15 protein-coding genes are annotated in these 13,612 nt (G+C 66.4%); 7 read left to right on the plus strand and 8 right to left on the minus strand.

The genetic code is table 11. From position 1 onward, the window contains the following. Positions 1-44: 44 nt before the first annotated feature. A complete protein-coding gene (locus ACK3BB_RS10765; RefSeq protein WP_428928721.1) occupies positions 45-728 on the minus strand; it encodes a M48 family metalloprotease in 684 nt (227 codons plus the stop codon). Positions 729-906: 178 nt separating this feature from the next. Here ACK3BB_RS10765 and ACK3BB_RS10770 point away from each other — a divergent pair, with 178 nt between their 5' ends. Next, complete coding sequence (locus ACK3BB_RS10770; RefSeq protein WP_428924651.1) at positions 907-2,028, plus strand: lytic murein transglycosylase; 1,122 nt, start codon at positions 907-909, stop codon at positions 2,026-2,028. Between the two features lie 71 nt (positions 2,029-2,099). Here the strand turns inward: ACK3BB_RS10770 and ACK3BB_RS10775 are convergent, their stop codons facing one another. The 5 genes from ACK3BB_RS10775 to ACK3BB_RS10795 all read right to left on the minus strand — a co-directional run bounded on the left by ACK3BB_RS10775 (position 2,100) and on the right by ACK3BB_RS10795 (position 6,255). Beyond that, entirely contained in the window at positions 2,100-3,284 is a 1,185-nt protein-coding gene (locus tag ACK3BB_RS10775) for a vWA domain-containing protein (RefSeq protein ID WP_428924652.1), read from the minus strand. 3 nt (positions 3,285-3,287) lie between these two features. Further along, positions 3,288-3,455 carry a hypothetical protein gene (locus tag ACK3BB_RS10780; RefSeq protein WP_428924653.1) on the minus strand — a complete coding sequence of 56 codons (168 nt, stop codon included), beginning with the start codon at positions 3,453-3,455 and terminating at the stop codon, positions 3,288-3,290. Continuing rightward, the gene (locus ACK3BB_RS10785; protein WP_428924654.1) at positions 3,452-4,828 is read right to left on the minus strand and encodes a DUF2927 domain-containing protein; all 1,377 of its coding nucleotides are present in this window, start codon (positions 4,826-4,828) and stop codon (positions 3,452-3,454) included. Before ACK3BB_RS10785 ends, ACK3BB_RS10780 begins: the two co-directional genes overlap by 4 nt. Then, the gene (locus ACK3BB_RS10790) at positions 4,828-5,283 is read right to left on the minus strand and encodes an N-acetyltransferase family protein (RefSeq protein WP_428924655.1); all 456 of its coding nucleotides are present in this window, start codon (positions 5,281-5,283) and stop codon (positions 4,828-4,830) included. Before ACK3BB_RS10790 ends, ACK3BB_RS10785 begins: the two co-directional genes overlap by 1 nt. Positions 5,284-5,415: 132 nt before the next feature. Beyond that, positions 5,416-6,255, minus strand: coding sequence for an AAA family ATPase (locus ACK3BB_RS10795; RefSeq protein ID WP_428924656.1), 840 nt, complete (start codon positions 6,253-6,255; stop codon positions 5,416-5,418). Positions 6,256-6,438: 183 nt separating this feature from the next. Here ACK3BB_RS10795 and dksA point away from each other — a divergent pair, with 183 nt between their 5' ends. Beyond that, complete coding sequence (gene dksA / locus ACK3BB_RS10800; protein ID WP_428924657.1) at positions 6,439-6,861, plus strand: RNA polymerase-binding protein DksA; 423 nt, start codon at positions 6,439-6,441, stop codon at positions 6,859-6,861. A 93-nt stretch (positions 6,862-6,954) separates the two neighbouring features. Continuing rightward, positions 6,955-8,109, plus strand: coding sequence for an FAD-dependent monooxygenase (locus ACK3BB_RS10805; protein ID WP_428924658.1), 1,155 nt, complete (start codon positions 6,955-6,957; stop codon positions 8,107-8,109). A gap of 189 nt (positions 8,110-8,298) precedes the next feature. Here the strand turns inward: ACK3BB_RS10805 and xth are convergent, their stop codons facing one another. Beyond that, the gene (xth, locus tag ACK3BB_RS10810; RefSeq protein WP_428924659.1) at positions 8,299-9,078 is read right to left on the minus strand and encodes an exodeoxyribonuclease III; all 780 of its coding nucleotides are present in this window, start codon (positions 9,076-9,078) and stop codon (positions 8,299-8,301) included. A gap of 377 nt (positions 9,079-9,455) precedes the next feature. Between xth and ACK3BB_RS10815 the strand changes: the two genes are divergently transcribed. From ACK3BB_RS10815 to ACK3BB_RS10825, 3 genes are all read left to right on the plus strand, one after another. Then, on the plus strand, positions 9,456-9,869 hold the full coding sequence (locus tag ACK3BB_RS10815; RefSeq protein WP_428924660.1) for a hypothetical protein: 414 nt from the start codon (positions 9,456-9,458) through the stop codon (positions 9,867-9,869). Positions 9,870-9,957: 88 nt separating this feature from the next. Further along, positions 9,958-11,049: a DUF6902 family protein gene (locus ACK3BB_RS10820; protein ID WP_428924661.1), complete on the plus strand. Its 1,092-nt coding sequence runs from the start codon at positions 9,958-9,960 to the stop codon at positions 11,047-11,049. Positions 11,050-11,060: 11 nt separating this feature from the next. Continuing rightward, positions 11,061-12,005 (plus strand): DMT family transporter, encoded by a 945-nt coding sequence (locus ACK3BB_RS10825; RefSeq protein ID WP_428924662.1) that lies wholly within the window; start codon positions 11,061-11,063, stop codon positions 12,003-12,005. A gap of 34 nt (positions 12,006-12,039) precedes the next feature. Here ACK3BB_RS10825 and ACK3BB_RS10830 read toward each other — a convergent pair whose 3' ends face one another. Further along, positions 12,040-12,363, minus strand: coding sequence for a HesB/IscA family protein (locus tag ACK3BB_RS10830; protein WP_428924663.1), 324 nt, complete (start codon positions 12,361-12,363; stop codon positions 12,040-12,042). An 81-nt stretch (positions 12,364-12,444) separates the two neighbouring features. Between ACK3BB_RS10830 and ACK3BB_RS10835 the strand changes: the two genes are divergently transcribed. Further along, complete coding sequence (locus ACK3BB_RS10835; protein WP_428924664.1) at positions 12,445-13,581, plus strand: deoxyguanosinetriphosphate triphosphohydrolase; 1,137 nt, start codon at positions 12,445-12,447, stop codon at positions 13,579-13,581. Positions 13,582-13,612: the final 31 nt, after the last annotated feature.

The following is a 13,612-nucleotide window of genomic DNA, read 5'->3' on the forward strand; positions in this document are numbered from 1 at the left end:
GAAAGAGAAAGAAGCAGCAGCGGTATGCCCTAACCCAAGGGCGGTCAGCGCACCCACCGGGCTTCCAGTTTCTCCAGTTCGGCGATGCGCTCATGGGTGCGCGGGTGGCTCATCAGCCAGGCCGGGGCAACGCCGGCGCGGCTTTCGGTCAGGGCGTCGAGCTTGGCAAAAAGCGTTTTCTGGGGGCCGATCCCGATGCCGGCCTTGGTCAGCAGGGCCGCGGCATAGGCATCTGCCTCGTATTCGTCGGACCGTGACAGGCTGGCGGCCAGAACCGAGCTGACCGCCCCGGCGATCAGCACGCCGAAACCGGGGATCAGCCGGCTGAGCACCATGCCCAGGGCCGTGCGCAGGGCGTTCTGCCCCGAGAAATCGATCATCCGCCGCCGGGCATGGCCCAGGGCCACGTGGCCAAGCTCGTGGGCAATGACCGACGACAGCTCTTCGGCCGACACCTCGCCATTGGCAAACTTGCGGTAGAACCCCCGGGTGATGAAGATCCGCCCGTCCGGCGCGGCCAGCCCGTTGACCGGATCGATCTCGTAGATGAACACCCGGATCCGGTCGACATCCAGCGCCCGGGCCATGCGCTCCAGGATCTGCCGCAACCGCGGATCGGCCAGCTCGGTCGACTTGCGGTCCAGCTGGCCCCGGGTCCGCCAGACCGAGAACTGGTAGGACACGAGGCCATAGAGCACGGCCAGCAGGATCGGGGTCAGTTTCAACATGGGCCAGATATAGGTCGGCCGGGCCCGGCGCGCCACGCCCCTGTCTTCTTCTTGGTCCAAATACCCTGCCTGCCGGCTTGCCACGCGAACCGCCGCCGGGCAGGCGCGCAACGTTGGACAGTGCCCCCGTCGTCGCGGCACAATGGAGCGAGGCAAACGAATCCGGGCAGAGTGAACGATGATGATGAACAGACGATGGACGCTGGCAGGCATGGGCGCCCTCGGGCTTTCGGCCTGTGCGGGCGGAGGCGGCGCGCCGGCGGGGGCGCAATACCGGGCCGTGCCCAATGCCGGCTTCGATGCCTGGCTGGACGGGTTCCGCGGCCGGGCCGCGGCCAACGGCCTGTCGCAGGCCACGATCGACCGGGCCTTCCGCGCCGCGGGCTACCTGCCCGAGGTCATCGAACGTGACCGCAACCAGACCGAGTTCCGCCGCTCGCTCGAAGATTACCTGTCGCTGACCGCCAGCGATGAAAAGGTGGCCACCGGCCGCCAGATGCTCAGCCGCCACAACGGCGTGCTGTCGCAGATCGAATCCCGCTACGGCGTCGAAAAGGAAATCGTCGTGGCCATCTGGGGCATCGAAAGCCAGTACGGCGCCCGGCGCGGCGATGTGCCGGTCGTCTCGGCCGTGGCCACCCTGGCCTATGACGGCCGCCGGCGCGAGCTCTTCGAGAAACAGCTCATCGCGGCGCTCAAGATCCTGCAGGCCGGGGATGTCTCACCCGAGGGCATGGTCGGCTCCTGGGCCGGCGCCATGGGCCACACCCAGTTCATCCCGACGTCGTACCTGGCCTTTGCCGTGGATTTCACCGGCGACGGGCGGCGCGACATCTGGTCGGACGATCCCACCGATGCCCTGGCCTCGGCCGCCGCCTATCTCGACCGCAACGGCTGGCGCTTTGGCCAGCCCTGGGTGGTCGAGGCGCTGCCCGGCACGTCGGGTGGCACGGTCATCCAGCCACAATCGCCCGGGCCGCAGTTCCGCACCTATCCGAATTTCGGCACCATCAAGACCTACAACAATTCCACCAGCTATGCCCTGGCCGTGGGCTACCTGGCCAACCGGATCGCCGGGGGCGGCCCGCTGCAGACCCCGTTCGGCCCCGATGCCAACGGGCTGACCCGGGCCGACCGCCAGGAGCTGCAGCGCCGCCTGACCCGTGCGGGTTATGACACCGGGGGCGACGATGGCGTGCTGGGTCCCAAGAGCCAGGCCGCGATCTCGGGCTATCAGCGCGACAACGGCCTGGCCGTCACGGGCATCGGCACGATAGCCCTGTTGCAAAGGCTGCGGTGACGCATCCGCCTGTGGCGGGTTGATCGCCTGCCGGACAGCGGCGCGGGCTTTTGGCCCGTGCCGACCGGGCCCTAGCGCGTCAGGTCCTTCATGCCGCGTTCCAGCCCTTCCAGGGTCATCGGCACCATCGCGCCGTCAAAGATCTCCTGGATCATCTGGATGGAATGGGTATAGCCCCAGTATTTTTCCGGCACCGGGTTGATCCAGACATGGGACGCCCATTGCGCCCGGGCGCGTTCCAGCCAGACCTGGCCGGCCTCGGCATTCCAATGTTCATTGGCTCCGCCGGGATAGGCTATCTCGTAGGGCGACATGGATGCATCGCCCACGAAGATACATTTGTAATCCGGCCCATAGGTGCGCAGCACCTCGTCGGTCGGAATCTGTTCATTCCACCGCCGGGAATTGTCGCGCCAGACGCCTTCGTAAAGGCAATTGTGAAAGTAATAATGTTCGAGATGCTTGAATTCGCTGCGCGCGGCGGAAAACAATTCCTCGACGACTTTCACATGGGCATCCATCGATCCGCCGACATCGAGGAACAGCACCAGCTTGACGGCATTGTGCCGTTCGGGCCGCATCTTGACGTCCAGGTACCCATGTTCGGCCGTCGCGCGGATCGTGCCGTCGAGGTCCAGCTCGTCATGGGCGCCTTCGCGCGCCCATCGGCGCAGGCGCTTTAAGGCCACCTTAATGTTGCGCGTGCCAAGTTCGACCGTGTCGTCGAAGTTGCGGAATTCGCGCTTGTCCCAGACCTTGACGGCCCGCTGGTGACGGCTTTCGTCCTGGCCGATGCGCACGCCCTCGGGGTTGTACCCATGCGCGCCAAAGGGCGAGGTGCCGGCCGTGCCGATCCACTTGTTGCCACCCTGGTGGCGGCCCTTCTGCTCTTCGAGCCGCTGTTTCAGCGTCTCCATGAGCTTGTCGAAGCCCCCCAGGGCCTCGATCTCGGCCTTTTCCTCGGGGGAAAGGTGTTTCTCGGCCATCTTCGCCAGCCAGTCGGCGGGGATGTCGACGGCTTGCAGGACCTGGTCGATGGAAATTGCGGCCAGGCCTTCGAAGGTGGCGGCGAAGGCGCGGTCGAACTTGTCGATGTTGCGCTCGTCCTTCACCATCGCGGTGCGGGCCAGGTAATAGAACCCTTCGGCGTCGTAGGTCACCAGGCCTGCGCGCATGGCATCGAGAAAGGAGAGATATTCGCGAAGCGATACCGGCACGCCGCCCTTCCGAAGATTTTCGAAGAAGGGCAGGAACATGGGTCAGACCGCCATGCGGTGGATCGCGATGGTGGCGATGAGGCCGATCAGTCCGAAGGCGATTGCAAAGCTGGCGCCGTACTGGGCCAGGTCCAGCCCCGCGCCGCCGCGTTTCCGGGCCGTCATCGCCCCGATGATGGCTCCCAGGATCGCGCTGCCCAAGATGATCATATCTGCCCGTCGCTCCCTTTCAGCGGGTTCAGGGCCGAGATCTCGCGCATCTTCTGCCGGACGGCCCAGTCCGCGCCAAAGCCGTATCGCGCCCAGCCGAGGCTGTCCAGCCTGACGGCGCGTGCCTGGTCGGGACGGCCCAGCAGCTCAAGCGCCTCGGCCTTGAGCAGCATCAGCGTCGACATCAGCGCGGCGTTCTCTGCGCGTGCCGCGGTCTCGATGGCCGGGTTCAGCTTGGCCAGGGCGGCGGCGGGATCGCCCCGGCTGATGTCCAGCGCGGCGGTCTGGGTGACGATATAGGCGGCCTGCAGGCGGTCGCCGGGGCTGTTGCCCAGGTAGTGCATGGCCGCGGCGTAATGGCGCTCGGCCTGGGCCGGATCGGTGACCTGGACCATGCGGCCGACGATGTAATGGCTGAACGACCGGCGATGATCCTGCCAGCCCTGTTCGCGGGCGGTGGCCAGGGCGGTATCGGCGGCGGCGCGTCGGGCATTCGGGCTGGCGCCGGGGCCAAGCGCGGTCTGCACGGCGTTGATCCAGACCCGGGGCGTCGGTTCCATGCCAACGCGCGGCTTGCCGGCGCCGGCCGGATTGTAACGGGCCAGGATACGGGGCAGTGCGGCGGCCACCTCGTCCCGGTTCATGCCGTTGCGCAGCTCGGGCGCATAGGTCGTGCGCAGGATCAGCATGTCGAACCCGGTCAGCACGCGCTGGACATTGTCGTCGTTGAACACCGAATCCGACAGGCGATACAGGTCGTTGAGCGGGCCGAGCGCCTGGGCCAACTCTTCGTGCAGGCAATCGCGCACCTCCTGGGGCGAGGTGTCGTTGGGCACGAAGATGGCCAGCCGGTCGCGGCGTTCCAGCTGGGCCCAGTTGGTCTTGGCCTTGCGGCGGTCACGCTTGAACTCGGCCAGGCCCGAGACATTGGGCACGACGAAACAGGCGGCCAGCGGCAGGGCCTTGCGGATCTCCTCGCGCGGGACGGCCTCGATGGTGATGTTGGCGGTGCCCGACCGGATCTCGCGGATGTCGATACCGGCCTCGCTGCGCAGCCGTTGCAACAGGCGCGACAGGTCGGGGCCCAGGCTGGCCGGCGGCGCGCCGGTCACGCGGACGGTGACCGGGCCTTCGAAGCGGGTGAAGGTCTCCAGTGACCGGCCGCTTTCCAGCTGAAAATGCAAGGCCATGAAATCGCCGGCAATATCCGCGTTTGATCCCTGCGGTGGCTGGGGTCGGGCATTGCCGAAGGTCTTCATCGGAGGCAGCGTGCTGTCGGCGACCACCGCGCGGGTTGGCGTATCGCGGTCCGGCGGGGTGGTACAACTGGCCATGGCCATCGCCACGGCACTCAACAACAGGCAGACGCGCATCAGGGCCTCTGGTACTTGATAAACGGTGTCACAGTGCCGATCCGGTCATACAGCCGGCGGGCAGTTTCGTTGAAATCCTGCGTCATCCAGTAGACCGAAGGCGCACCGGCGGCATCGGCGGCGGCATAGACCGCCTCGATCAGGGCCCGGCCGACGCCGCTGCCGCGCACGGAGGGATCGGCGTAAAGGTCTTGCAGGTAACAGACATTTTCCACCTTCCAGCAATGGCGGTGGTAGAAGTAATGGACCAGCCCGACCGGCCGGTCGTCCAGCAGGGCGATCAGCCCGTTGGGGTCATAGGGCGCGTCATCCATCAGCCGGGCAAAGGTGCTGTCATAGACCTCGGCGGGCACGGTGGAGTCGTAGAATTCGAGATAGGCGGTCCACAGCGCGGTCCAGGCCGGACGGTCGTCGGGCCGGAGCGGGCGGATGATCAGATCGGTTTGGTCGGTCATGGGACCAGTTTTGTCATCTTGGGGCTGTTTGCGCCATGGCGGGGTGACGCAGGGGCGAAGTTGGGTGCGATCCGTGACACAATTGCGGCTTTCGGGCCTGATCGGCCCGATTTCGGACACGGATCGCCGGTCTCAGCGCTGCCCCCGTGCCATGAAGGCCAGGCGCTCGAACAGGTGTACGTCCTGCTCGTTCTTCAGCAGCGCACCATGCAGTTTCGGCAGGGCGCTGGCCCCGTCGCGCTTGAGATCCTCGGGCGAAAGATCCTCTGCCAGCAGCAGCTTGAGCCAGTCGAGCACCTCGGAGGTCGAGGGTTTCTTCTTGAGCCCCGGTGTGTCGCGCACCTCGTAGAACTGGGTCAGCGCGGCGGTCAGCAGGGCGTCCTTGATGCCCGGGTGATGCACCTCGACGATGCGGCGCATGGTCTCAGTGTCGGGGAAGCGGATGTAGTGGAAGAAACAGCGGCGCAGGAAGGCGTCGGGCAGTTCCTTTTCATTGTTCGAGGTGATGATCACGATGGGCCGCTGGCGGGCGCGGATCGTCTCGCCGGTCTCGTAGACATGGAACTCCATCTTGTCGAGTTCCTGCAGCAGGTCGTTGGGGAACTCGATATCCGCCTTGTCGATCTCGTCGATCAGCAGGACGACACGGTCCTCGGCGGCGAAAGCCTCCCACAATTTACCCTTTTTCAGGTAATTGCGCACATCATGCACACGTTCGTCGCCCAGTTGACTGTCACGCAGGCGGCTGACGGCATCATATTCGTAAAGACCCTGCTGGGCCCGGGTGGTGGACTTGATGTTCCACTCCAGCATGGTAAGACCCAGCGCATCGGCGATCTGGCGGGCCAATTCGGTCTTGCCGGTTCCCGGCTCGCCCTTGACCAGCAAGGGACGTTCGAGAGTGACCGCGGCATTCACGGCGACGGTCAGGTCGTCTGTTGCGACATACTTCTCTGTGCCGTGAAATTTCATTTTGTAACAATCCCTTGCTGTACATTGCGCCGCATGCATATCTACCCTGCGTTTTAGACCGGACAGCGCGTGAATGTGTAGTGACAATTGTTAACGCCTCGGATAAACGCTGCGACCATGGAGAGCCAGATGTCTAAGGAACTGAATTTGACGGACGTTGATGGCCAATCCGAGGGAGCCCAAATGAAGCAGGAAGTCTTTCTGCCGGACGATTACCGCCCGGCCGAGGATGAGCCGTTCATGAACGACCGGCAGCTCGAGTATTTCCGCCGCAAGTTGTTGAACTGGAAGGCCGAATTGCTGGCCGAAAGCCGTGACACGATCGAGGGTCTGCAGGACAGCACCCGTAATATCCCCGACGTGGCCGACCGGGCCAGCGAAGAGACCGATCGCGCGCTGGAATTGCGCACGCGGGATCGGCAGCGCAAGCTGGTTGCCAAGATCGACTCTGCCCTGCGCCGGATCGACGAGGGTGAATACGGATATTGCGACGTGACCGGAGAGCCGATTTCGCTCAAACGTCTCGATGCCCGTCCGATCGCGACGATGAGCCTGGAAGCCCAGGAACGTCACGAACGGCGCGAAAAGGTCCATCGCGACGACTGATCGTCGTCGGAACAACAAGATTGGCGGGGGCGCCGGGGCGTAAGGCCCCCGGCGCCCTTCGTCTTTTCGGGAAGGCGGGGAACGGGGGCCGATATGGACAAGCGCGGTGACATCCTAGTGCTGGGCGCCGGGATCGGCGGGCTGACGGCGGCGCTGGCGCTGCACCGGCGGGGCCATCCGGTGCGGGTGGTCGAGCAGGCGGATGAACTGGCCGAGGTGGGCGCCGGTCTGCAGATCAGCCCGAACGGCGGCGCGGTCCTGCGCGCGCTGGGGCTGGGCGAGACGCTGGATGCGCTGTCGGTCCGGGCCCGGGCGGTGGTGCTCAGCGATTACCGTCGGCCGGGCGATGTGCTGCGGCTGGACCTGATGCGGCGGCCGGACCAGCGGTACAACCTGATGCACCGGGCGGATCTGATCGGGCTTTTGCACCGGGCGGTGCAGGCGGCGGGCATTCCGATCGAGCTGGGGCGGCGGGTTGCCTCGGTCACGCCTGGCGCGCGCGCGATTGTGCGCTTTGGTGATGGCGCCGAAGACAGCGCCGCGCTGGTGGTCGGGGCCGATGGGCTGCATTCGGTTGCACGCGCGGCGCTGAACGGCGCGGACAAGCCGTTCTTTACGGGCCAGGTGGCCTGGCGCGCGGTGGTGCCGGTGAGCTCTCCGCTGCCGGGCGAGGCGCGGGTGGTCATGGCGCCGGGCAAGCACCTGGTCTGCTACCCGCTGCGCGACGGGCGGTTGGCCAACCTGGTGGCAATCCGCGAACAGGCGGAGTGGGTGGCCGAAGGCTGGCATCACGACGACGATCCGGCCAACCTGCGGGCGGCCTTCGCCGACCTGCGCGGCCCGGCGCGCGATCTGCTGGATAGGGTTGAAACCGTTGGTCTCTGGGGGCTTTTTCGCCATTCGGTGGCCGGGCGATGGTGGGGCGATGGGGTGGCGATCCTTGGTGACGCGGCACATCCGACACTGCCGTTCCTGGCGCAAGGGGCAAACCTGGCGCTGGAAGATGCCTGGGTCCTGGCGCGGTGCTGGGACGGATCGGACGGGTCGCTGGCGGCCTATCAGCAGGCCCGGCGCGACCGCGCGGCCCGGGTGATCGCCGCGGCCAATCGCAACGCCTGGAAGTACCACATGCGCTTCCCGCCCGCTCGCGGGATCGGTCATGTGGCTTTGCGGCTGGCGGGCGCACTGGCGCCCGAGTTGATGCTGCGCCAGTTCGACTGGATCTATGGCGAGGATGTCACCGCCTGAGGTGCCCTTGATTGGCGGCGCGTGGGGTGGACGCGGCGGTGTAGGGTATTTTTACCAAGAAGAAGCCAGGGGAGCGCGCTCCTGCCCATCGCCGTGCGGGCGTGGGGGACAGGGCGCGCGGTGCTGCTTCTTTCTCTTTGAAAATATCCGGCCTTGTCCACTCCGCCCATGCGGCGATGGGCAGGGGCGTCAGGCGTCCAGTTCGATCCAGACGGGCACGTGGTCCGACGGCTTGGTCCGGCCGCGGATCTCGGCGTCGACGCCGCAATCGGACAGGCGGTCGGCGGCCTGGGGGGTCAGCAGCAGGTGGTCGATGCGGATGCCGTCGTTGCGATCCCAGGCGCCGGCCTGGTAATCCCAGAAGGAATAGACCCCGGCCGCGCCGTTCCTGGCCCGCAGCGCATCGGTGAAACCCAGGTTGACGATGCGCCGAAAGGCTTCGCGGCTTTCCAGCCGGAACAGCGCATCCTCGCGCCAGGCCTCGGGGCGGGCGGCGTCTTCGGCCTGGGGGATGATGTTGTAATCGCCGGCCATCACCGCGACCTCTTCGCCGGCCAGCAGGTCCTGCGCTCGGGCCAGCAGGCGCTCCATCCAGGCCAGCTTGTAATCGTATTTCGGCCCCGGCACCGGGTTGCCATTGGGCAAGTAGAGCCCGCAGAGGCGCACCGCCGTCTTGCCCACGACCGTCGCTTCGATCCAGCGGGCCTGTTCGTCGCTGTCATCGCCGGGCAGGCCGCGGGTGACGTCTTCGAGCGGCAGTTTCGACAGGATCGCCACCCCGTTGAAGGATTTCTGACCGTGGGTTTCCACATTGTAGCCGCGGTCTTCGAAAAGCTCGCGCGGGAAGGCCGTGTCGACCGACTTGATCTCTTGCAGCAGCGCCACGTCGGGCTGGGCTTCGTCGAGCCAGGCGGGCAGGGCCTCGGCCCGGGCGCGGATGCCGTTGATGTTGAACGTGGCGATCTTCATGGGGCCCTCCGCCGGCAATGGTCGGGCCAACCTATCCCTCATGCGGCGGCCGGGGGCAAGGCGCGGCGGCGGGTCGACGCTGACACCAGAATGGGGTGAGTCGCCCCGGATCGGGGCTTGATCCCCCTTCGTTCTGCGCGATTCGGAGGCGACGATGCCCGCTATTGGAGCGAATCCAGCAACAATGCGCCTTGTGGATAAGTTTTTTCATAGAATTTGTGACAGTTTGTTTCCAAATTCGGTCAGAGAATTGGGTGGCGAGCTTCATGTGGATAACTCGCCTAGAGTGCCCGCTCAGGTTGTGTGAGCTATTTTCAACTCGCCAAATGCGTGTAACCGTAATTGCGGGATCAACCTGCATGAACGGAGACACTGTCATGAAAACCTTGCTGAAAACCTACCGCGCCCCCGTCACCTTGGCCGCCACCGGCGCCTTTTGCGGAGATGGGGTCGAAATGTTCTCGTCCGGCTCGGCGCCCGTTGCCTCGGGTGACATGTTCGATGGCGCCGACATCGGGATGTTTTCCTCCGGTTCCGCCCCCCGGGCCGCGGCCACGGCCGTGACCGGCGAAGGGGTCGAGATGTTCTCGTCCGGCTCGGCACCGGCGCGCGGCGGGGTTCTGACCGGCGAGCTGGTGCAGATGTTCTCTTCGGGGTCCGCCCCCAGCGCCTCGGCCGATGCGGCCACGGGTGAGGGCACGCGGATGTTCTCGTCGGGCTCGGCGCCCGCGGCACGGCGCGCCGAGATCGCGGCCGGGGACGCCACGCAGATGTTCTCGTCGGGCAGCTGACGCGCCGCGGGTCGATCCGGGCAACGGGGCGGCCAGGGAGCCATCAAGGCGTCACGGAAACGCCGATCCAACCGAAAGGATTTTCCAGATGTCGAATGTCATTCCCCTGAACGTCCCGTCCCGGCGCCAGAGCGAGGGCGCCCGGTTGGGCGCCCTGCTGGACAGCTTTGCCGCCCATCGCCGCTTTGGCGACGATGTCTTCTGGCTGAAGGAAAACGCCGAGCTGCTCAACATCTGCGAATGCACGGGCCGGGCGGTTCCCGCCGAGGCCCTGCAGGCGCATGCCGGCTTCATGGCGCGTATCGCGCAGCGCATGGAGTTCTTTCCGCAATATTACCGCTTCCTCCTGTCGATCTGCCTGGATGTCGAGGACCTGGCCGAACGGGCCGGCCTGGAACCGGGCACGACCGGGGCCGAGATGGTCGAATGGGCCGCCCGACAGGGGCTGGCCCGGGCCGAGATGTCCGACCTGCAACGGGCCGAGGCACGGCGACTTATGCTGCGGCGCGGCGTCGATCCGCTGCCCGAGGATACCGGCCTGGCCGAACGGCTGCACCGGTTCATCGACCGCTCGGGCACCTTTCAGCTGCCCAACAAGAAGGCAGCCTACGAGCTGACCCACATCGTTTTCTACCTCAGCGCCTATGGCCGGCAGGATCCGGGATTGTCCGATGCGGCCGTGGCCTCGCTGGAATATGCCGGCATCCTGGCCTGGCTGGACCAGAACGCCGATCTGCTGGCCGAGGTCTGTGTTGCGCTGCGCTATGCCGGGCGACAGCCGTCGGAGATCTGGGAAGACTGGATCGCCACCCGTGTCGCAGGCTTTGGCATGGTCGCCGGTGATGGGGCGGATATACACGACGATTACCACGAATTTTTCGTGTCGAACTGGGCGCTTGCAATGGCCGGGCGGGGGGCGTTCAGCCGTCCGGTGGCGGGCGGGGCGATGTCGTTTCACGCCCCTCCGGCGACCGTGGCGCCGTTGCGCGCCCTGTCCGATTGCCTGTTCCGCCTGGACGATCGGCGCAGCGACGATTGGGAGCGCATGCGCGCGCTGGTTGCCGACACGCTGGAGGACGAAGGCCGGAACGTCCTTTTGGCAGCCGAGCGTTGCACCGAGCGGTTCGGTGAATTCTTCGCCGGTTTCGCCCGCACCGGCCTGCGCGGGGTGGCCTCGTGAGGCCGGGGTCGATGCTGGCCGGGAGCGCCGTGACGGGCGCCGGGCTGGTCGTGATCTACACCGGGCTGATCTCGTCGGCCGATGCGATCACCAAGCTGATCGCCGGTGGATATGCTGCACCGCAGCTATATGCGCTGAGCGGGCTGATCGTCGTGGCGCTGAGCCTGGCCGCCGATCGCCATCCCGGGCGGCGGCAGGGGCTGGGCACCGGGCGGCCGGGGGCCATGGCCCTGCGCGCGGGGGCCACGGTGGTGGCTGCGCTGGCGTTCTTTCAGGCCTTCCGCCTGCTGCCCTTTGCCGAGGTCTTCCTGTTCATCGGGCTGATGCCCCTGATGGCCGGGCTGATGTCGGGGCCGATCCTGGGCGAACACGTGCGCCCCACCGCCTGGGGCGCGCTGGCCGCCGGGTTTATAGGTGTGCTCTGTCTCTTTCCCGAAGGCCGCACGGGCCTCGGCCCCGGCCATCTCTGGGCGCTGCTGGCCAGCCTCGCCGGCACCCTGTCGATGGTCCTGGCCCGGCTGATCGGGCGCAGTGAAAGCAACGCGCTGGCGCAGGTTTTCTATCCCAATGCCGCGCTGTGCCTGGTCATGGGCCTGGTCTTGCCCTTTGTCTGGCGGCCGATGCCCCTGGCCGACCTGGCCTGGGTGGCGGGCTATGCCGTGCTGCTCTTTGCTGCGCGCTGGGTGCTGGTCGTGGCCCTGCGCCTGTTGCCGGCCTTTGTGGTTACGCCACTGATGAACCTGCAATTTGTCTGGATGGCCATCCTGGGCGCGCTGGCCTTTGGCGAAGGGCTGCGCCCGGGGCTGTTGATCGGCGTGGCCATCGTGGCCGGATCGGGGCTGATGCTGATGCGCGACACGATGCGCCCGGCCGAGCGCGTGGTGCGCCCGGCGTTCCGGCCCTGGCCGGGAGCCTTTGGGCCGGGGCATTGGCCGGGCCCGCGCACCGATCCCTAGGCCCTGCAACCCCGGCAGGCCGGGAGCGGCCTGGTCACATGGAAAAGGACGTGCCGCAGCCGCAGGACGACGTGGCGTTGGGGTTTTCGATCACGAACCGCGCGCCGATCAGCTCTTCGGTGAAATCGATCACCGCGTTTTCCAGGAAGGGCAGCGACACGGTGTCGACGACCACCTTCTGGCCCTGGCCTTCCAGCACAAGGTCATCGGCCGCCGGCGTATCCAGCGCGATTTCGTATTGAAAGCCCGAACATCCGCCACCTTCGACGGCAATGCGCAGGGCCTGGCCCTGGGTCGCGGCGCCGATCTCGGCCAGGCGGGCAAAGGCGCGGTCCGTCACTTTGGGGGGCAGTTGCATGGGTTAACCCTCGCGGTTTTCATCAAGGACAGACCGTAATATAGAAGCGCGAAAGACGGGCGACAAGAACGAGAGACCGACATGCGCGCGGCCTATGCCTCGGATCCCGGGGCCAGCAGGGGACGGCTGGTCACGGAAGAGGACAGCAATTTCCGTTCCTGCTTCCAGCGGGACCGGGATCGTATCATCCATTCCGGCGCCTTCCGCCGGCTGAAACACAAGACACAGGTCTTCGTCGAACACGAAGGCGACAATTACCGCACGCGCCTGACCCATTCGATCGAGGTGGCCCAGGTGGCGCGCACGATTGCCGGCGCGCTTGGCCTGAACGGCGAGCTGACCGAAGCCGTGGCCCTGGCCCATGACCTGGGCCACACGCCCTTTGGCCATACCGGCGAGGATGCGCTGCATGCGCTGATGGCGCCTTATGGCGGGTTCGATCACAACGCCCAGGCGATCCGCATCGTGACCCGGCTGGAACAGCATTACGCGCGGTTTGACGGGTGCAACCTGACCTGGGAAACGCTGGAAGGCATTGCCAAGCACAATGGTCCGGTGGTCGGCGACCTGCCCTGGGCGTTGGCCGAATACAACGAGATCCACGATCTCGAACTGCACACCCATGCCAGCGCCGAGGCCCAGGTCGCCGCGCTGTCGGACGACATTGCCTACAACAACCACGACCTGATGGACGGGCTGCGGGCCGGGCTGTTCAGCGATGACGAGGTGGCCGAGCTGCCCATCGTGGGCGCGGCCTATGCCGAGGTCGACCGGCTGTTCCCCGACCTGGAGTTCGGCCGCCGGCGCCACGAGGCGCTGCGCCGGGTCTTTGGCGTGATGGTCAGCGACGTGATCGACGTGTCGCGGGCGCTGCTGGCGGGGTCGGGGGCCGGATCGGTCGAAGAGATCCGCCATCACGGCGCGCCGGTCATTGCCTTTTCCGACGGGCTCTGGGCCGATCTGAAGGAGATCCGGGCCTTTCTCTTCGGCCACATGTACCGCGCGCCGCGGGTGATGGAAGAGCGCGAAAAGGTGACGGGCGTGGTGATGGACCTGTTCCCGCTCTACCTCGACCAGCCCGATCTGATGCCCACGCGCTGGCAAAAGGCCGTGGCTCAGGTGCCCGACGACACCACGCTGGCCCGGCTGGTCAGCGATTACATCGCCGGCATGACCGACCGGTTTGCCCTGCAGGAACACCACCGGCTGTTCGGCTGAGCGGCCGGGGTGGTGCGTCCGGCGCGGTGAG

This window comes from Marinibacterium sp. SX1 (assembly GCF_050389775.1).
Taxonomy (GTDB): Bacteria; Pseudomonadota; Alphaproteobacteria; order Rhodobacterales; family Rhodobacteraceae; genus Marinibacterium.

Bases quoted from the DNA above. Each gene is read 5' to 3' on its own strand.
- ACK3BB_RS10765 (WP_428928721.1), bottom strand. From the start codon at position 728: ATGTTGAAACTGACCCCGATCCTGCTGGCCGTGCTCTATGGCCTCGTG.
- ACK3BB_RS10770 (WP_428924651.1), top strand. From the start codon at position 907: ATGATGATGAACAGACGATGGACGCTGGCAGGCATGGGCGCCCTCGGG.
- ACK3BB_RS10775 (WP_428924652.1), bottom strand. From the start codon at position 3,284: ATGTTCCTGCCCTTCTTCGAAAATCTTCGGAAGGGCGGCGTGCCGGTA.
- ACK3BB_RS10780 (WP_428924653.1), bottom strand. From the start codon at position 3,455: ATGATCATCTTGGGCAGCGCGATCCTGGGAGCCATCATCGGGGCGATG.
- ACK3BB_RS10785 (WP_428924654.1), bottom strand. From the start codon at position 4,828: ATGCGCGTCTGCCTGTTGTTGAGTGCCGTGGCGATGGCCATGGCCAGT.
- ACK3BB_RS10790 (WP_428924655.1), bottom strand. From the start codon at position 5,283: ATGACCGACCAAACCGATCTGATCATCCGCCCGCTCCGGCCCGACGAC.
- ACK3BB_RS10795 (WP_428924656.1), bottom strand. From the start codon at position 6,255: ATGAAATTTCACGGCACAGAGAAGTATGTCGCAACAGACGACCTGACC.
- dksA (WP_428924657.1), top strand. From the start codon at position 6,439: ATGAAGCAGGAAGTCTTTCTGCCGGACGATTACCGCCCGGCCGAGGAT.
- ACK3BB_RS10805 (WP_428924658.1), top strand. From the start codon at position 6,955: ATGGACAAGCGCGGTGACATCCTAGTGCTGGGCGCCGGGATCGGCGGG.
- xth (WP_428924659.1), bottom strand. From the start codon at position 9,078: ATGAAGATCGCCACGTTCAACATCAACGGCATCCGCGCCCGGGCCGAG.
- ACK3BB_RS10815 (WP_428924660.1), top strand. From the start codon at position 9,456: ATGAAAACCTTGCTGAAAACCTACCGCGCCCCCGTCACCTTGGCCGCC.
- ACK3BB_RS10820 (WP_428924661.1), top strand. From the start codon at position 9,958: ATGTCGAATGTCATTCCCCTGAACGTCCCGTCCCGGCGCCAGAGCGAG.
- ACK3BB_RS10825 (WP_428924662.1), top strand. From the start codon at position 11,061: ATGCTGGCCGGGAGCGCCGTGACGGGCGCCGGGCTGGTCGTGATCTAC.
- ACK3BB_RS10830 (WP_428924663.1), bottom strand. From the start codon at position 12,363: ATGCAACTGCCCCCCAAAGTGACGGACCGCGCCTTTGCCCGCCTGGCC.
- ACK3BB_RS10835 (WP_428924664.1), top strand. From the start codon at position 12,445: ATGCGCGCGGCCTATGCCTCGGATCCCGGGGCCAGCAGGGGACGGCTG.